Raw genomic sequence first — 18,607 nt, forward strand, 5'->3', positions numbered from 1 at the left:
GAGGCTGCAAATGCCTTATCTGAATCAATCAAAGAAATTTTCCCTGAAAAGAGTATCATCGTTATCGCAGGAATAATGAAAGACAAAGATATAGATGGAATCCTGAGACCTTTATCATCTATCTCAGATAAAATAATACTGACAAGACCTAAGGGCGAAAGGGCAGCAACCACAGAAAGGCTCAAAAAAGGTTTAAAAGGCTACACAGGAGATATAAAAACAACTGACACAGTATCAGAAGCCCTGAAACTTGCACGGACACTTTATAAAGTCGGTACGACTCGCAACCAAGAAGGAAACCTTATAGTTGTGACCGGTTCTTTTTATACAACAGGTGAGGCAAAGGAGGTTTTAGGACAATCAAGACTCTCTTCACACCTTTCAAGATTAAGGGAATAGGCACCTTCTTATTTCTCATTTCTTATTTCTTACTTCCTTTCCCTGCCTTTGCCGAAGAGGGTGTAAATATCTCTGCTGACAACATTGAATACATCGCAGAGACTGACACTTACATTGCAAAGGGCTCTGTCCTGATAACACAGAAGGATTCAACTTTAAAGGCAGACGAAGTCCACCTCAACAATACCACGAAGGATGCCGTGTGCATTGGCAGTGTTATATATGAAGATAAAGAAGCCATTATCAGGGCTGATAAAATAGAATTAAACCTGGATACAAAGCTCGGCATCATTTATAACGGAAACATCCTTTTTAAATCCCAGAACTATCATGTCACAGGTGAAAAAATAGAAAGGCTCGGCGAAGATACTTATCACCTGGATAAGGCATTAATCACAACCTGCGATGCATGCCCGCCTGAGTGGAACTTTACAGGCAAGGATGTCTCCATAAAACTTGAAGATAGAATAAAGGCGCGGGACGTAGCATTTTATATAAAGGGCGTGCCTGTCCTGTACTCGCCATATTTCTGGGCGCCAATAACAAAAGAGCGGCAGACAGGCTTTCTCTTTCCACTCTTAGGGCATAGCAATACAAAGGGATTCAGGATAAAAGAAGGTTTTTTCTGGGCAATTGCAGACAATAGGGACCTGACCCTGTATTTAGACTATTACAGCAAAAGGGGAGTAGGCGAGGCCCTCCAATACCGCTATTTAGAAAGCCCTGAGACAAATGGAGAGCTCTTTGTTTACCACATGAGGGACAGTCATTTAAACAAAAACTTCCTTGAGGTCAAAGCACTTCATAACCAGGAACTGCCCTATGATGCATCGGGGTATTTAAATCTTCAGATGGTTAATGAAAGCGACTTTTATAAAGAGTACAGCCTGAACCTGGAAGAAAGGCTCGGTAAATATCTCGAATCAAACCTCCATATATCCAGGCCATTTTCAGGAGGAAGGGTCTATTTTCTTGGCCAGTATAGACAGAGCCTGGAAGGCTCATCTGGAGAAATCCCCCAGAGCCTTCCAGAGCTTGGTTTTGTGCTTAATACAACAAGATTGGGCCCGGGTTTTTTCAATCTCAATATAACAGGAAACAACTTCTGGAGAGATGAAGGACAGCGAGGCCAGAGGCTTGATATAAACCCGAATTTTTATGCGACTTTCGGCATCCAAAGGACAATCACATTCTCGCAGAGGATAGGATTGAGGGAGACTTTATATGCCCTGAAGGAACCAGATACAAGCCCAAACAGGAATCTTTTTGAATCACAGTCCATCCTCAGCACAAAACTGTTTAAAAGATACACTCCATTCCTTCATATCATCGAACCATCCATCGAATACTCCTACATCCCATCGGCTGATCAGAAACACCGGCCTGGTTTTGACTCAAAAGACCTTATTTCAAAAACAAGCCTGGTCTCTTATTCCCTTACCAATAGATTCGCAGGCAAAGAGAGAGAAGCCCTCATCAGGTTTTCCAATGGATACAGTCTGCTTGATGTGGACAGGCCATTTACACCGGTTTCAGCAGAAGCAGCCTTTATGAGCAATAATCTACAGCTCAAAATAAATGCAGCATACGATATTTAGGAGAAGATAATAACAGAGACGACAGCCTCTGCCACGCTCAGAAGCGATAAAGGCTTTATATCGGTTGGCAAGGCCTACAGAAACTCAATCCCGATGGATTTATATTCCATAGAGGCTGGACTTGAAGGCCGGATTTTGAATCTCTATAGCAGGCTGTGGTATGATGTTAAAGGCGAGGGATTAAGAGAGTTGAACATAAAATCAACTTATAAAAGCCAGTGCTGGGCTGTAGGTGTTTCCTTTACCAAGAAACCTGACGACTATCAGTTCCTCATCAGCATCGAACTTAAAGGCCTTGGCTCTATATCAACATCGAACTTGGGAGCCTCAGGTCTATAAATATGGTTCTAAAGAAAAAACCAATAGGCGAGTTGTTAGTAGAGGCCGGAGCTATAAATAGGGAACAGTTGAATAAGGCCCTTGAGGAGCAGCGGACTAAAAAAGGCAGACTTGGAGAAATACTTGTTGACCTTGGTTTTATATCAGAAGACACGCTGGTGGAATTCCTGGGGAAGCAGCTCGGCATACAATCGGTAGATTTAAGAAAAGTTACAATAGACCCCGATGTTGTTAACCTTATCCCTGAAAGTTTAGCGAGGCGTTTTAATGTCATCCCTGCATTCAGGACAGGTGAAGACTTAACCCTCGCAATGCTCGACCCCCTCGATATTGTTGCAATTGATGAGATAAGAAAATTCACAGGGCTTTATGTCCAGCCTGTTGCTGTAACTGAAAGGGCGATTACAAAGGCCATCGAAAAATATTACAGAGTAACCGGTACTATGGAAGAGGTTATAAAGGACATGGGGGAGGCCGGGTATTTTATGGAAGAGGAACGCGCAGCCGCTATTGAGGCCACAGCAGAGGAAACGCCTGTTGTAAGACTTGTGAATTTAATGATTACTCAGGCAGTAAGGGATAGGGCTTCAGACATACATATAGAACCTGACAAGGACATCTTAAGGGTTCGCTACAGGGTTGATGGTATCCTCCATGAGGTGATGACTCCTCCAAAACACCTTCACGCAGGTCTTGTATCGAGGCTGAAGATTCTATCGAATATCAACATCGCTGAAAAAAGAATCCCACAGGACGGACGATTCCCCATAAATATAGAGGGTAAACAACTGGATGTCAGGGTATCAACCCTGCCCGCTCTCTTCGGAGAAAAAGTCGTTATGAGACTCCTCGAAAAAACCGAAGGGCTTGTTGAACTAAGCGAGCTCGGCTTTTCTGTAAATGGTTTGGAAATCTTTGAAAAACTAATACGCAGGCCATATGGCTTTATCCTGTCGACCGGGCCAACAGGCAGCGGAAAGACAACAACCCTGTACTCAGCAATCAAAGCTATCCTCACCAAAGAAAAGAACATAGTCACCCTGGAAGACCCCATAGAGTATAACATCAGCACAATTAATCAGGTGCAGGTGAATCCAAAGGCAGGCCTTACCTTTGCAAGTGGTTTAAGGGCAATCCTGAGGCAGGACCCGGACATAATCATGGTTGGTGAGATAAGAGACGTTGAGACCGCTGGTATTGCCATACATGCAGCACTTACAGGCCATCTGGTCTTAAGCACCCTTCATACAAATGATGCTGTGGGAGCAATAGCAAGACTTTTAGATATGGGGACTGAGCCTTTTCTTATATCTTCGTCTCTGATAGGTGTAACTGCACAGAGACTTGTAAGGAAAGTCTGCCCCTTCTGTAAAGAGACTTACAGGGCACCTTCTGGTATAATGCATGAGCTCAACATAACCAGAGAGGTAAACCTCGTAAGAGGACGTGGTTGCAAAGAATGCCGGGAAACAGGTTATCTGGGCAGAGACGGACTATTCGAGGTACTACCTATAACTGAGGCCCTCAGGGGACTTATTGTAGCCAAGTCCCCATCGAGTCAGCTTAGGGCTCAGGCAATAAAAGAAGGCTTCCAGACATTGCGACAGGAGGGCCTTAGAACAGCCCTTAATGGCATAACCACTCTCGAGGAGGTTTTAAGAGTCACACAGGAGATAGAGGAATAATATCAGATAAGAGAACATAGAACATTGAACGTTGAACACAGAGGAATGATTCACCATGCCGATTTACGAATACAGGGCAAGGGACATTAAAGGCGCCTTAATCAAAGGGACTGTTGACGGCTCCAGTATGGATGTCATTGCAGAACAGCTCTCAAGTCAAGGGTATATTCCTGTAAAAATCACCGAGAAAAAAACCTCCTTTGAGTTGCCTGTAATCTTCGGGAGGGTAAAGTATGAAGACCTTATTGTATTCAGCCGTCAGCTTGCAACCCTCGTCACCTCAGGGATATCCTTTACGAGAAGCCTTGATACCCTTGAGGAGCAGACAAAAAACAAGAGACTAAAAGAGGTAATTCGCAGTATTAGAAAAGATATAGAGGGTGGCAGTTCTTTTTCAGATGCACTATCAAAATATCCGGCTGTCTTTCCACCTCTTTATGTAAGTATGATAAGAGTCGGAGAAGAAGGCGGTGTCCTCGATGAGGTGCTGGAAAGATTAGCCAGCCTCCTCGAGCATGAAGCTCAGACGAGGGCGCGAATAAAGACTGCAGTCAGATACCCCGTGATTGTGGTGATTGCCATATGCATTGCCTTTATTGTCCTTACAAGCTTTGTCATTCCAAAATTCGCCGCTATCTACGCATCTGCAAAAGTGACTCTTCCCTGGCCAACAAGGGTACTTATCCTGATAAATGTAATCATAAGTAAATACTGGTTCCTGCTTCTCGGTGGTATCGCCGGAATAGTCCTGCTCATACGTTATTATCTCAAAACGCCTTCAGGAAGCTGGCAGTGGGACAATATAAAATTAAAGCTTCCCATCTTTGGCCCCCTGATTCATAAGACAGTGATGTCACGGTTCTCACGGGTATTCTCTACGCTTTACCGGAGCGGAATTCCCTTGATCAGCTCCCTCGATATAGTGGCCCAGACCCTCGGAAATCAGGTAATTTCCAGAGCCGTTGGTGAGATAAAAAACAATGTCAGGGAAGGCAAAGGCCTGGCCACGCCAATGAAGACATTAGGGGTTTTTCCTCCAATGGTCATTCAGATGGTTGGAGTAGGTGAAGAGACAGGTGCGCTCGATACAATGCTGAACAAGGTATCAGATTATTATGACCTTGAAGTCGAGTATGCAATAAGAAATCTCGCAACAACTCTCGAACCCGTACTGCTGTTGTTTATAGGCGGCATGGTCTTGTTCCTTGCCCTGGGAATTTTCTTGCCAATATGGGACATGATTTCAGTTATAAAAAAATAACCGATCTCTTTTTACGAAGAAGATTCCAGATAGGTATCATCTTCCTGCTGCCTATCTTTTTTGCCATATTTGCAGCAGGACCATACTTTATTGCCCTTGAGAAATTTTCAAGACTCCTCGAAAAGGATGTAATATTGAAGGAGGAATTAAAAAACTACAACTCTTTTATACAGAAGTGGGCCTTTATAAGCTTTGGCGTGGCTATCCTCTCAGGGCTTGCTGTGGCTTACTCTCTGTTGATACCTGCTAAAAGGCTGCTCAAGGCATCCCCTTCCCTTGAGGTGCCCAGTTTTGAGGATTTTAACGCACTCGGCAAGGAATTTACAACAATAGCATCCTCTCTGCACCAGTATATTTCAACCCTCGACAGCATGGCAGGGGGCGTCATAACAATGAATGAAAATGGAACAGTAACAATGGCCAATGCCCAGGCATCTACAATCCTCGGGCTGCGGACCGAGGAGATAGTCGGGCTGCCACTTTCTGCAGTCATTCCAGAACTGAGATGGTTATCAGATGAGAGTCTTAAGGGCAGCACTATCAGCAGCGGAGAAATACCAGTGTCAATAGGCGGAAAGCCTGCAATTTTAGGCTATTCATTAACTCCAATCAGGGAGCTGAGAAAGATAAAAGGTAGTGTATTGAGTTTTAAAGACATTACAAAGTTGAAAGACATCCACATGGAGATTCAGAGGACAGAACGCCTCGCAAGCCTCGGAGCCTTAGCAGCAGAAATAGCCCATGAAGTAAGGAACCCCCTGGGCTCAATAAAAGGACTGGTTGAACTTATAAAAGAGGATTTGAAGGGAGAAGACCCAAGACATGAATATCTCAAGGTCATTTTAAATGAAATAGACCGTTTAAACAGGGCTGTCGAAGGCCTCCTCGATTACACAAAACCGATGGAGAAAACAGAGATAAGACTTGAAGAGGTGCTCCACAGGGCAGTCCTTGTAAGCAAGCTCAGATTTAAAGATAAGGCCGTAAATATCATAGAGGAGTATGACAAGGTAATGCCCCTGCCTGCAGACGAGGGGAAAATTTGCCAGGCATTTCTAAACTTAATAATAAATGCCTGTGAAGCCGTGAAGGCAGGTAGTGAGATACATATCAGATGTAAAAATCTCGATACCGATGTTGTTGTTGAAATTTCAAACCCTTACACCCATGCCGGTGATGTTACTAAATTTTTTGACTCCTATTACACTACAAAAGCCGGTGGTGCAGGGCTGGGCCTGAAGATTTCAAGGGAAATCATAGAAAACCATGGTGGAAGTCTTAATGTCAGGCATGAAGGAGGCCTGATAATATTTTCTGCAACATTTCCGCTTCCCATTTCCCATTTAACTGTGGAAGAGAGACAAAATGCCTGAGGTATTAGTTGTAGACGACGACCCCGGTATAAAATTCTTTTTCGGGGAGTTCCTCAAAAAAGAGGGTTATAGTTTTGATATTGCATCAAATGGACAGGAAGCCCTCGATAAACTCAGTTCCGACCAGTACAATGTACTCCTGCTTGATGAGCGGATGCCCGGTATGAGCGGGCTTGAAGTCATTGCAAAGGTTAAAAAGGTACAGCCTAATGCCCTTATAATCATGATTACGGCTTACGGTTCCAGGGAACTTGCCATGAAGGCCATTCAACTGGGCGCCTACGATTATTTCACAAAGCCTGTGGACATAGATGTGGTCAGAACCGTTATTAGAAGGGCCATGGAGCGTTACAAGCTTCAGAAGGAGATAGAGAACCTCAGGCAGGCGCTTGAAGAAAAAGTATTCATAGAAAAAATAACAGCAAAAAGCGAGGGGATGAAAAAAGCAATAGAGCTTGTAAAAAAAGTCGCTGCAACTGATGTCACAGTCCTTGTCACAGGGGAAAGCGGTGTTGGCAAAGAATTAATTGCGAGGAGCATCCATGAGCTAAGTCACAGACGTGAAAAACCCTTTATCAGTGTGAATTGTGCTGCAATCCCTGAGGGCCTTCTTGAATCAGAGCTATTTGGCCACGAAAAAGGGGCCTTTACAGGAGCTCATCAACAGAGGATCGGGAAATTCGAGCAGGCCGGTGGAGGAAGCCTCTTTTTAGACGAGATAGGCGACCTCCCCTTAACATTGCAGTCAAAACTCCTCAGGGCAATACAGGGCAAAGAAATTGAGCGTTTAGGAGGAAAGGGCATTATAAAAGTAGATGTAAGACTCATTGCTGCAACCAACAAGAACCTGTTATCTGAAACAGCAGCAGGAAGATTTAGAGAGGACCTCCTTTTCAGAATAAATGTAATCGAGATAAAAGTTCCTCCTCTGAGGGAGAGGAAAGAAGATATCCCGCCGCTTATAGAAATATTTTTTAAAAAATATTCTGAAGACCTCGAAAGGAGAATAAAGGGTATCTCACCCTCTGCGATGAAACACCTGATAAACTTTTCATGGCCGGGCAATGTGAGGGAGTTGGAAAATATAATCCAGCGGGCGCTGCTTCTTGAAGAAAATGATTTAATCAGCGAAAAAACAATATATGAATTACTGTACCCCGAGCCGAGGGAGACAGATCTCTCCGTAAAAGGCCATGTCAGCTCTGTCGTTGAAGAGGAAGAAAAGAAGCTAATCATCGAGGCCCTCGCAAAAACAAAGTGGAAAAAACAAAAAGCAGCAGAACTGCTGGGAATCAGCCGGAAAAGCCTGTTCAATAAAATGAGGCGTTACGGCCTTTAAGTAGAACGGAGGGTATTTAAATGGAAACGACAGCAACCTATTTTGAAAAACCTGGACCTGAAAACACTTACCAGTGCCTTGCAATTGTAAAAAAAGCACTTGATGATTACAATTACAGGCATTTAGTCGTCGCCTCCACCACAGGCAGCACTGGACTTCTTTTTTCAGAGGCACTTAAGGACAGGAAAAACCTCAACCTCGTTGTTGTTACCCACTCTTATGGCTTTAAGGAACCAAATAGCTTTGAGATGGCCGATGGAGTAAAAGAAAAAATAAAGACATCAGGAGCAAAACTCTATACAGGTACCATGATAACACACAGCCTTGAAACAGCCCTTTCTGCGAAATTCAGCGGACTTTACCCTACCCTGCTCGTAGCACAATCTCTCAGGAGATTTGGTGAAGGCCCAAAGGTGTGTTGTGAAATAGTGATGATGGCGGCTGATGCAGGGCTGATACCGGAGGGTGAAGAAATTTTAGCGGTCGCAGGGACAGGCCGGGGTGCAGACACTGTCCTTGTAATAAAGTCAGCCACATCAAAAAGATTTCTCGACCTGAGGGTCCTTGAGATTCCTGCAAAGCCGAGATAGCAGGGGCGAGGCTCGCCCTTTAGAGGTCGTAGGCCCTTTAATTTTTAATTTCAAATTTTAAATTTTTGGTGTAATATTTATGGCGTAAAACAATATTAACCTTTTTAGCCGACATCTCTACGAGTCATAGACCCATGGGAGGAAGCGATGATAATTGGCAGACCGTTTCTCACCACAGAACAGATCCAGCACAAAGTAAAAGAACTGGCCTCAATCATATCAAATGATTATGCGGGAAAAGACTTACTCGCTGTATGCATTCTCAGGGGTGCCTTTATGTTCTTCTCTGATATTGTAAGAGCGATAAAGGTCCCCGTGACAGTAGACTTCCTCATCGCCTCGAGCTATCTGAAGACAGAAACCACAGGAGAGGTAAAGATTTATGCAGATTTAAGCGAAATACCCCTTGACTATGTGGGTTTTAAGATACCCAACGAGTATGTAGTTGGCTATGGCCTTGACTACGAAAATAAATTCAGAAACCTTCCTTACATAGCCATATTCAAAAAGAGTATTTAACGGCCTACCCGAGTAGCTTTCCCAATTTTGCCCTTTGCTTTTCCAGAGTCTTCTGGCCTTCTTCAATTGCCTTAAGGACATTTTTCTTTGTCTCATCGGTAAGCTCCTTACCTCTTGAAACCACCTCTGATGCCTTTTCGCTGATTGCCTCTGTCAGATCCTCAATTGTTTCAACTGCATCCTCGGCAATTTCCCTGGCATTTTCTCCAACCTTCCTGGCAAATTTGGATATGTCTTTTCTGGTCTCTTTACCGCTCTGCGGTGCAAAGAGAAGGGCAAGACCAGCACCTAACAGCCCTCCAATTATGAATGCGCCTATAATTCTTCCTTCTTCTCTACTATCCATACGAGCCTCCTTTTTGCTTATCTTTTACCAGAATTTTATACAGAATTCAACTTTTATTATATATTATTATAGGAACGTTTTCATTTCTAACTCTAACTTTTTTATTTCAAGGAGGATCAAATGTTTAAATGGCTAAGCAGAAGACTTCCCATAGGAAGGATTGCTATTGTGCCCTTCAGCGGTGTGCTTTCAACAAAAACTGTAGAGCCTTACCTCAGGCTATTAAAGGCCATCGAATACAGCAAATACATAAAAGGAGGAATCTTTCAGATAGAAAGCCCCGGTGGGAATGCCTATGCATCAGAAATGCTTTATTTCAGTTTAAAACGCCTGAGCGAGAAAAAACCTGTTTACTGCTATCTCCTCATGGCGGCATCAGGGGGCTACATGGCAGTATGCGGGGCAGAAAAAATTTTTGCGCCGCCAACTGCACTAATCGGGAGCATAGGGGTTCTTACAATTAAGCCTGTGCTAAAGGATATAATGGAGCGTCTTGGCATAAGGCTTGAGGTAATGAAAAAGGGCGAAAACAAAGATATGACTCTCTTCCATAGAGACTCCACAGAGGAAGAAAAGAAAAAGATTGATACACTTCAGGAGGCGATTTACCAGAGATTCATAGAGATTGTGGCAGAGGCACGAAGACTTGAAAAATCAAAGGTCTTAGAACTGGCAACAGGCGAGCTTTATTCATCCAGGGCATCCCTCGAACACAGCCTGATTGACAGGATATGCGACTTTGATTCTGTCCTGGACGAAATGTCCAGAGAGACAGGGATTAAGAAAGAAAAAGCCATAATCTTAAAGCCAAGAAAGCCCCTGTTCCAAAGAATGGCAGGGGAGACCATCTCAGTTGCCGTAGAGGAAATTTACGGAAGGCTTTTAATGGAAGGATTGAGGTTTTAAGAAGAGATTGGAGCTGCATATTGCAACTCCATTTAACACCCAAAAAAACCTCTGTAAAAAACCCTGGCCCTTTCTAAGAAATTCTTATAATTGGCCCTTGTGTCATCGATTATCTTCGATGAATCAAATCCCTTTAACTCGTGTTCATTCCCAAGCCATTCGGTTATCATTTTATCTGTCACCTCAATATGAAACTGAAATGCATAGACATTATCTGAAAAGCGAAAAGCCTGGTTTGGATAAATCTTTGATGAGGCAAGCCTCACAGCACCACGAGGCAGATTAAAGGTATCGCCATGCCACTGAAATACAGTGAGGAGTGAAGAGCGGGAAGTCACGAGCAAAGAAAATACTTCATCCCTCAACCCATCTTCTGTCGCCTCTACACCATACCAGCCAATTTCTGTTTGAGGGCCTTTATAGACCTCTGCGCCAAGGGCGTGAGCTATCATTTGCGCACCGAGACATATACCCAGAACCTTCATTTTTCTCTTAATCGCTTCTTTAATCAGGACTTCTTCCTTCTTGAGAAATGGATAGGCGTCCATTTCATAAACACCCATAGGTCCGCCCATTATTATCAGAGCATCAAACCCATCAAGAGATGTCGGAAACGACTCGTACCGAGGCGGAGAGTCCAGAGAGAGGTCAGTTATTTTATAAGGGATTGCTTTCTCAATGAGATAGTCCTCTATTGTCCCGGGGCCCTCGATGGGGATATTTTTAAGAATCAAGACTTTCATATTTCCAATTTTCCATGAACCACTATATCATAAGATATGATTTAAATCATAGCCCTTGACACAGATAGAGGTTTTTTGTGTATAATGAGGCCGTTTATGCTTAAGGATTCGTCCTGTCAGCGATAACCTTAATAGAAGGGAGGTGATTATTCAATGAGAATTATACTCCTCACACTCGCCGTCTTAATCTCAATTGCTTTTATTGGAAACGTAGCCCTGGCAGTTGCGCCAGGTAAAACAGTAGAATTCGAAGGTAAAGGTGCAGGTAAAGTGGTATTTGACGGCAAGATTCATACAGACAAAGGTCTAAAGTGCAATGACTGCCACACAAAGATTTTCCAGATGAAGAAAGGAACTGCCAAGATAACAATGGCAGATATTAATGCTGGCAAGCTTTGCGGTGAATGCCATAATGGCACAAAGGCATTCAAAGCCAGCGATCCAGCAAATTGCGCAAAGTGTCATAAGAAATAATTGGGAAATATACAGTGCAGTGGGAAATGGGAAGTTAAGATTTCACTTCTCACTTCCCACTTCTTACTTCTTAACTTTTTTATATATACGTAAGCCAGAATTCGTAGGCTGGATTCTTACCTTTCACTATATCAAAGAAAAGGCCCTGTAGTTTTTTAGTAATAGGGCCAGGCCGACCGTTTCCGATAATCCTTCCGTCTACTTCTTTAATTGGTGTTATCTCAGCCGCTGTCCCTGTCAGAAATGCCTCATCTGCAATATAAAGCTCATCTCTTGTAAACCGTATTTCTCTCACTTCAATACCTTCCCTATCCGCTATCTTGATCACACTGTCTCTTGTAATTCCCTCAAGGATTGACATCAGAGGCACAGTTTTCAGCACCCCTTTTCTCACAATGAATATATTCTCACCGCTGCCTTCTGATACATAGCCTTCGGTATCAAGCAGCAGGCCCTCATCATAACCGCATGAGATAGCCTCTTTCTTTGCTAACTGGGAATTTACATAATTGCCGCATGTCTTGCTCTTGGTCATATTCACATTTACATGATGCCTTGAAAAAGAAGATGTCTTCAGCCTGATACCATTTTTAAGGCCATCATCTCCAAGATAAGCACCCCAGGGCCAGGCTGCAATAGCTACATTTATTGGATTATCCCTGGGATAAAGGCCCATAGCGCCGTAACCGATATAAACAATAGGCCGCATGTAACACTCATCGAGATTATTAACCTTTATCAATTCTACTGTAGCTTTCGAGAGTTCCTCCTTTGTATAGGGAACCCTGAGTTGAAGTATGTGGCATGATGTAAATAGCCTGTCGATGTGCTCCTGAAGCCTGAAGATGGCAGGGCCTTTCTCTGCTTTATAACACCTGATTCCTTCAAATGCACCAAGGCCGTAATGCAGCGTGTGCGTTAAGACATGGACTTTGGCGTCTGGCCAGTCAATAAACCTGCCATCCATCCATATCTTTTTTGTCTCCTGAATCATAACCCCCCCAAGGAAATCCATACTGTTTTACACAAAAGCGCTTCTTATTGTCAATAACATCTCACTGTCTTTCTATCTCTTCCCAGCCATGTTTGCCAATAAGCGGGACAAAAACACATGGGGTGGAAGTCGAAAAAACTATATCTGAGGGGGTTTTTTTTACCTGGTAAAGGATCTGGGAAAACCTGTCTCCAACAGGGATAACAAGCCTGCCACCTGTTTTTAATTGCCCTGTAAATGTATCGGGAATCTTCGGCGCAGCAGCAGTCACAATAATGGCATCAAAAGGCGCTTTTTCAGGCAACCCGAGGGTGCCATCACCAATTATTACATGAATATTTGTATATCCAAGCCCTTTCAACACCTCTCCTGCCATACGGGCAAGAGGTTCGATCCTCTCACTCGTATATACTTCAGCCGCAAGCTCAGCTAAAACAGCAGCCTGATAGCCTGAGCCAGTTCCTATCTCAAGAACTTTATCTCCAGCCTTCAGCTCAAGAAGCTCTGTCATAACAGCCACCATGTAAGGCTGTGATATGGTCTGTCCCTCTCCTATTGGAAGGGCACAATCATCGTAGGCCCTTTCTCTGAGATATTCATCTATAAATAAATGTCTCGGAACCTTGAGCATTGCATCGAGAACACGCTTATCTCTTATTCCCCTGCTTATGAGCTGGGTCCTGACCATCAACTCTCTTAATTCATTAAAGTCCATATTTTAGGAGTGTAGAGTTTAAAAGTTAAAGAGTTAAAAGTTAAACTCTTAACTCTCAACTCTTTTCAGGATTTCCCTTGCTGCAATTACTCCTGTTGCCGAAGCCTGAATAAGTCCCCTGCTCACCCCTGCTCCATCGCCAACAGCAAAGAGGTTTTCCACCTCTGTTTCAAGGCTGCTGCTCAGTTTAAGCTGTCTTGAATAAAATTTCACCTCAACGCCATAGAGAAGGGTGTGGTAGTTGAGCGCCGGCCCATATGCAGGTCGCCAAGCCTCTGCACAATCACTCCCTGGCCAAGAAAGTTTGCAAGCCTGGCGATATATCTTCCATAGGAAAGTGGCTCATCAAAAGGCTCTGTGAAATAAGTGCTGACCAGGAGGGCAAAATTAGTATTGTTTGTCTTTCTGTCAGAGTAGCTGTGCCCGTTAACAGTCCATATCCCCTTTGAATATTCTTTCACTACTTCTCCATATGGATTTACGCAAAAGGTTCTCACCTTGTCATCAAACTTCTTAGAATAAAAAACGAGCTTGGGTTCATAGGTTATCCTTGTAAGGGGTTCAAGCACTGACGCTGGAAGTTCAACCCTGACCCCTATATCCACTGGGTTTTTAAGCAGGGAAAGGCCCATAGCCCTGGCCTCTTTTTCAAGCCACTGGGAGCCCTCCCTTCCAGGGCCAAGGATAACAAAGTTTCCATGAATCTCATCACCGCCTTTTATCTTTACGCCATAAACCTTCCCATTCTTTACAAGGACATGTTTTACATTTCTCATAAACTCGACCTTTACCTTTTTATTGAGGTCTTCTCTAATCCTTTTCAGAAGTCCCATGCATCTGTCAGTGCCTATGTGCCTGATTTTTGAAGGTATGAGGATAAGGTCATTTTTTGAAGCTAAATTTTCAAGGTCTTTTACAGGCCCTGCAATGTCGCCATAAAATTCTGAAGGCGCGCCATATTTTAAATATATAGAGTCCGCATAAGATATGAGATCCTGAAGGGTTTTCTCATCGATGTATCTTGACAAAAAGCCACCGATCTCTGATGAAAGATTAAGCTTGCCATCACTGAAAGCTCCAGCCCCGCCCCACCCGCATAGAAGCGCGCACACAGGACAGGCCCTGCAAGAAATCTCTCTAACTTTTAAAGGGCAAACCCTTTCATTGATGTCTCTGCCCTTCTCAAAAATTAATATCTTTAACCCGGAATTTGCTGAGACGAGTTCAAGCGCAGCAAAAATGCCAGCAGGCCCGGCCCCGACAATAATCACATCATAATTGCGTTGTGCGTTTATAGCGTTTGTCATTTGTGTTTATTTCAGGGTCTTCCAGTTCTCCTTGAGATATTTAAGGGTATTGTAACTTGTCAGGTCGAGGTAGATTGGGGTAACGGATATAAAACCATTCTGTACAGCCTGAAAATCTGTATCCTCGCCTGGCCCCCAGAGGGGAGAGCCCCCACCTATCCAGTAATGCCTCCTGCCTCGCGGGTCGGACATCTCCTGTATGGAATTGTCATAAGCCCTCTTGCCTTGTCTTGTAAACTTTATACCTTTAATATCCACGCCGTTGGGAATATTCACATTTAAAAGGGTATCAGGTGGTAATCCTTTTTTCAGGACAATGCCTGCAAGTCTTGCGGCAAACTTAGCAGCCTCCTGAAAATGGAAATCCTTTTCTCCGACCAGAGAGACAGCAATGGATGGTATGCCAAGAAGTGTCCCCTCTATAGCCGCAGACACTGTCCCTGAATACGTTATGTCATCCCCGAGGTTGCCGCCTCTATTGATACCCGAAACAACAATATCAGGCCTTCCGCCTGAGGCGGAGGGAAGAAGCTTGTTAACAGCCAATATCACGCAATCTGTAGGGGTGCCGTTTATGCTATACACGCCATTCTTTATTTTATCAGCCCTGAGGGGTCTGTGGAGGGTAAGCGCATGACCAACAGCGCTCTGTTCTCTCTCTGGAGCAACCACATAAACATTTCCCGAGGGTTTCAGTGCCTTAGCCAGAGCCATAATCCCCTGTGAATACACACCATCATCATTTGTAACAAGTATAACAGGCATCATTTAATCTAATAAAATTTTAGCAGAAACTCAAGATAACTAAAAGACAAAAAGTAGCTTTCCTGTCTCTATCTTCGGGAATTTTTATAGAAGTGGTATAATTTAATTGCTTCTTCATAGATTCTTCACAAGTGGGTAGATAGAATTCATTGCAAAATTAGCATTGTAGAGTTAAATTTTAAAATATTTTACAATTTGCAATGTATAATAATTTTTTACCCGCTATAATTCGTGATGAGCCATTTAAATTTAAAAAGTTCAGGGGGTTGATAATTTGCAGACAAGTCAGGAACGAATCTCTGATTTGAGACCTACCATATTGATAGTGGATGACGAGAAAGGCGTGCGTCAGTCCTTCAAAATGCTTCTTCAAGATAACTACGAGATATTTACCGCAGAAAACGGCAGAGAGGCCCTGAAGGTTTTCTCAACGAAAAGCATCAACCTTGTGCTCCTGGACATCCTGATGCCTGATATGAGCGGTATAGATGTATTAAAAAAGATAAAAGAAGCAGGCAATGGAGTAGAAGTTGTGATGGTTACAGCAGTCAGTGACATAAAGATTGGTGTGGAAGCCATGAAGCTCGGCGCATATGATTATATAACAAAGCCCTTTGAAATCAATAATGTTCTGGCTGTAGTTAAAAGAGCGATTGAGAAACAAAGTCTCCTCATGGAAGTTAAATACCTGAAACATGAGATAGAGCGCTACCACGAATTCGAGAATATTGTTGGAAAAAATAAAAAGATGATTGAACTTTATAAGCTAATTGACAAGGTTAGCCCCACTGATTCCACTGTCCTGATACTGGGAGAAAGCGGCACAGGAAAAGAGCTTGTTGCAAGGGCAATCCACAAAAGAAGCCTTCGCGCTGAAAAACCATTTATTGCAATAGGCTGTGCGGCAATTCCAGAAGGCCTCCTCGAATGCGAACTTTTCGGTGCTGAAAAAGGGGCATTTACAGGCGCCTATTCCCTTAAAATCGGCAAATTCGAACTTGCCCATAGGGGCACTATTTTCCTGGATGAAGTGGACTGCCTTAGCTTAAGCCTTCAGGCAAAACTCTTAAGAGTCCTGCAGGAGAAAGAAGCAGTCCGCGTAGGAGGTTCGAGATCCATAAAAACCGATGTAAGGATTGTTGCATCTTCAAATAAAGACCTAAAAAAAGAAGTAGAGGCTGGCAATTTCAGGGAGGATTTATTTTACAGGCTCAATGTAATACCCATAACATTACCACCTCTCAGAGAAAGGAAAGACGATATTCCATTGCTTGTAACGCATTTTTTAAACGAATACAACAAAACGATGAACAAACAGATCCAGGGGTTTTCAAAAGAGGTGATAGATGCCTTTATCAAATACGACTGGCCTGGAAACATCAGAGAGCTTAAAAACATCATTGAACGAATTGTAGTCCTCGTGGATAAAAAAATAGTCTCTATGCATAACCTTCCAATAGACGTCATCATGCACATAAAAGTCCCTATCAATGAACTTCCCCTCAGAGAGGCCCAGTTTGAGTTTGAGAGGCAGTACCTCTTAAAAATCATGGAAAAAACAAGGTGGAACAAGACAAGGGCAGCCAAGGCCCTCGGCATACACAGAAATACACTGCTTTTGAAACTAAACCAGCTCGGTTTAAAGCGGCCACAATAAACCTATTCAAATGTCAGACTGTTGTCCCACAACTCCCGTCAGGTCTGAGCAGGCTGTTGAAAAAGTATTTATTTCCAGTTTTGTTTTATCCTCTTGATCCAACCATAAGCTAAATCGCCACCTCAAAGGCAATCTTATCGTAATCCACACGAGGAACTTTCTTATCCTTGGTTTCTGTTATCTCTACAAGCCCGAGTTCTTGTAAATAAGCAATGTCCTGTAAAACATTTTTAATGTCTCTGCCGACCATTTTTGCAAGCTCATACACAGAGACAGGTTTTTTATCCTTAATTGCCTTTAAAAGTTCCAAACGTCTTTCAGTAAGAACTTTTCGCATCTCCTTGAGATTGCTAAAATAGATTGCCGTTTTTTTCTGAACATGCTCTCCCCTTGAGAGTTTTTCAAAGACCTCTCCAGCCTCTTTTAATGCATCATCAAGTCTCTTTATCTCTATCCTGACCCTTTTAATCTTCATCCCAATCACCCCCTCTTATTTTCTTTACGTCATTCTTAAAGTCTTTTAACAAATCCCATATACTGCTAAATACATATGGCCCCTCATTGTCTCCATAATGTCTGTGGTCTCCTTTACCTTCTGAATTGTCATAACCAATAAGCCTTTTACCGCCTTTAACATATACTATCGAGTATTTAACGCCATGTGGCTTGTCTTCTGATCTTGGAACTTGCCATATTTTGATTTCTACAATCTCATCTCCTTTGATCTCTTTGATATGAAGAACTTTTATAGCTCTCATAGTTGGTATTATATGCCCACTAAGAAAGAATTACAATGGCGACCTGAAAGGCAGGGAAAAATCTGATGGCTTTACCAGACAGGACAGGGTCGGAAAACCTATGAATTACATCATTTGTCATGCTGAACTTGTTCACATCTAATAAAATCAATGTGATACGAGACCCTGTCTACGACTCGTAGAGAAACAACCCTGAAATAAATTCAGGGCAAGGTTCAGGGTGACACTTTGAAGGTTTTCAGACAATATCATCAGCACGAAGCCACTGCACATATAATTGTGCATGGAAAACCGTCAAAAATATGACATTTGTAAAAAATTATACAAAAAGCATTGCATTTTTATAAAAACCAAACTTCTCCACTGTCTTTGCGAGCGAGTGAGCCGAAGCCCTGAACAAAGCGAAGGGGAAGCAATCTCGAAGAGAGCATTTTTCAGTATCAACCAATCCAATACAAATACAAACACAAAATGTTTTTTTAAATCTCCCCCCTGCTTAATACATGCAGGGGCAGGCTCTTGCCCCTCTTTTCCAAAGAGGGGGACAAAAAGAGAATTGCTTTTCCAAAGAGGGGAAATAGCGAGAAGGGCTTTCCCAAAGAGGGGAAAAGGGATCTCCCCCTTTGAAAAAGGGGGATGTAGGGGGATTTTGTAAATTTATTTTTTGCGTCTGCATTAATTAAATCAAGGGAGGGGAATGTCATGGGAACTCTTTTATTAGAAAACTCACCTGTTGTATTAGAAAAATCAACTAAAACACAAGCTACAGGAAAGATTTTAAGTGAGCTTGTTCAGTTCAAAAATCGCAGTGGGAAAAACATAGTTGGCTATTATGATCA

At 43.0% G+C, this 18,607-nt stretch carries 19 protein-coding genes and 1 pseudogene; 12 read left to right on the forward strand and 8 right to left on the reverse strand.

The genetic code is table 11. From position 1 onward, the window contains the following. From HZC12_06270 to HZC12_06310, 9 genes are all read left to right on the forward strand, one after another. Positions 1-399 (forward strand): hypothetical protein (locus HZC12_06270; GenBank protein ID MBI5026322.1); only part of this gene is annotated, 399 nt, incomplete at its 5' end. 200 nt (positions 400-599) lie between these two features. After that, on the forward strand, positions 600-1,997 hold the full coding sequence (locus tag HZC12_06275; protein ID MBI5026323.1) for an LPS-assembly protein LptD: 1,398 nt from the start codon (positions 600-602) through the stop codon (positions 1,995-1,997). A gap of 93 nt (positions 1,998-2,090) precedes the next feature. Then, on the forward strand, positions 2,091-2,336 hold the full coding sequence (locus HZC12_06280; protein ID MBI5026324.1) for a hypothetical protein: 246 nt from the start codon (positions 2,091-2,093) through the stop codon (positions 2,334-2,336). Between the two features lie 2 nt (positions 2,337-2,338). Next, positions 2,339-4,021 (forward strand): Flp pilus assembly complex ATPase component TadA, encoded by a 1,683-nt coding sequence (gene tadA, locus HZC12_06285; protein ID MBI5026325.1) that lies wholly within the window; start codon positions 2,339-2,341, stop codon positions 4,019-4,021. Positions 4,022-4,076: 55 nt separating this feature from the next. Continuing rightward, positions 4,077-5,282 carry a type II secretion system F family protein gene (locus HZC12_06290; protein MBI5026326.1) on the forward strand — a complete coding sequence of 402 codons (1,206 nt, stop codon included), beginning with the start codon at positions 4,077-4,079 and terminating at the stop codon, positions 5,280-5,282. Then, a complete protein-coding gene (locus tag HZC12_06295) occupies positions 5,252-6,655 on the forward strand; it encodes a GHKL domain-containing protein (GenBank protein MBI5026327.1) in 1,404 nt (467 codons plus the stop codon). The genes HZC12_06290 and HZC12_06295 overlap by 31 nt, the downstream gene beginning before the upstream one ends. Then, positions 6,648-7,994 carry a sigma-54-dependent Fis family transcriptional regulator gene (locus HZC12_06300; protein MBI5026328.1) on the forward strand — a complete coding sequence of 449 codons (1,347 nt, stop codon included), beginning with the start codon at positions 6,648-6,650 and terminating at the stop codon, positions 7,992-7,994. The genes HZC12_06295 and HZC12_06300 overlap by 8 nt, the downstream gene beginning before the upstream one ends. 20 nt (positions 7,995-8,014) lie before the next feature. Beyond that, on the forward strand, positions 8,015-8,584 hold the full coding sequence (locus tag HZC12_06305) for a hypothetical protein (protein MBI5026329.1): 570 nt from the start codon (positions 8,015-8,017) through the stop codon (positions 8,582-8,584). Positions 8,585-8,731: 147 nt separating this feature from the next. Further along, positions 8,732-9,103 carry a hypoxanthine phosphoribosyltransferase gene (locus HZC12_06310; protein ID MBI5026330.1) on the forward strand — a complete coding sequence of 124 codons (372 nt, stop codon included), beginning with the start codon at positions 8,732-8,734 and terminating at the stop codon, positions 9,101-9,103. Between the two features lie 4 nt (positions 9,104-9,107). Here HZC12_06310 and HZC12_06315 read toward each other — a convergent pair whose 3' ends face one another. Continuing rightward, positions 9,108-9,449 carry a YtxH domain-containing protein gene (locus tag HZC12_06315; GenBank protein ID MBI5026331.1) on the reverse strand — a complete coding sequence of 114 codons (342 nt, stop codon included), beginning with the start codon at positions 9,447-9,449 and terminating at the stop codon, positions 9,108-9,110. 120 nt (positions 9,450-9,569) lie between these two features. Here HZC12_06315 and sppA point away from each other — a divergent pair, with 120 nt between their 5' ends. Beyond that, positions 9,570-10,355 (forward strand): signal peptide peptidase SppA, encoded by a 786-nt coding sequence (gene sppA / locus HZC12_06320; GenBank protein MBI5026332.1) that lies wholly within the window; start codon positions 9,570-9,572, stop codon positions 10,353-10,355. Between the two features lie 32 nt (positions 10,356-10,387). Here the strand turns inward: sppA and HZC12_06325 are convergent, their stop codons facing one another. Further along, positions 10,388-11,098 (reverse strand): type 1 glutamine amidotransferase, encoded by a 711-nt coding sequence (locus tag HZC12_06325; GenBank protein MBI5026333.1) that lies wholly within the window; start codon positions 11,096-11,098, stop codon positions 10,388-10,390. 153 nt (positions 11,099-11,251) lie between these two features. On the opposite strand from HZC12_06325, the gene HZC12_06330 reads away from it, so the two are divergent. Beyond that, complete coding sequence (locus HZC12_06330) at positions 11,252-11,572, forward strand: cytochrome c3 family protein (protein MBI5026334.1); 321 nt, start codon at positions 11,252-11,254, stop codon at positions 11,570-11,572. Between the two features lie 79 nt (positions 11,573-11,651). Here HZC12_06330 and HZC12_06335 read toward each other — a convergent pair whose 3' ends face one another. From HZC12_06335 to surE, 4 genes and pseudogenes are all read right to left on the reverse strand, one after another. After that, positions 11,652-12,566 carry a branched-chain amino acid transaminase gene (locus HZC12_06335; protein MBI5026335.1) on the reverse strand — a complete coding sequence of 305 codons (915 nt, stop codon included), beginning with the start codon at positions 12,564-12,566 and terminating at the stop codon, positions 11,652-11,654. Positions 12,567-12,627: 61 nt separating this feature from the next. Continuing rightward, positions 12,628-13,281, reverse strand: a complete 654-nt coding sequence (locus HZC12_06340; GenBank protein MBI5026336.1) for a protein-L-isoaspartate(D-aspartate) O-methyltransferase — start codon at positions 13,279-13,281, stop codon at positions 12,628-12,630. A 48-nt stretch (positions 13,282-13,329) separates the two neighbouring features. After that, a pseudogene (locus HZC12_06345) lies at positions 13,330-14,588 on the reverse strand (NAD(P)/FAD-dependent oxidoreductase). Between the two features lie 6 nt (positions 14,589-14,594). After that, positions 14,595-15,353 (reverse strand): 5'/3'-nucleotidase SurE, encoded by a 759-nt coding sequence (surE, locus tag HZC12_06350; protein ID MBI5026337.1) that lies wholly within the window; start codon positions 15,351-15,353, stop codon positions 14,595-14,597. A 361-nt stretch (positions 15,354-15,714) separates the two neighbouring features. Between surE and HZC12_06355 the strand changes: the two genes are divergently transcribed. After that, entirely contained in the window at positions 15,715-17,010 is a 1,296-nt protein-coding gene (locus HZC12_06355; protein MBI5026338.1) for a sigma-54-dependent Fis family transcriptional regulator, read from the forward strand. Positions 17,011-17,119: 109 nt separating this feature from the next. On the opposite strand, the gene HZC12_06360 is transcribed toward HZC12_06355, so the two are convergent. Then, on the reverse strand, positions 17,120-17,485 hold the full coding sequence (locus HZC12_06360) for an HTH domain-containing protein (protein MBI5026339.1): 366 nt from the start codon (positions 17,483-17,485) through the stop codon (positions 17,120-17,122). Next, positions 17,475-17,768, reverse strand: a complete 294-nt coding sequence (locus tag HZC12_06365) for a hypothetical protein (GenBank protein MBI5026340.1) — start codon at positions 17,766-17,768, stop codon at positions 17,475-17,477. Before HZC12_06365 ends, HZC12_06360 begins: the two co-directional genes overlap by 11 nt. Positions 17,769-18,607: the final 839 nt, after the last annotated feature.

It is taken from the genome of Nitrospirota bacterium (assembly GCA_016214385.1).
In the GTDB taxonomy this organism is placed as follows: Bacteria; Nitrospirota; Thermodesulfovibrionia; order UBA6902; family JACROP01; genus JACROP01.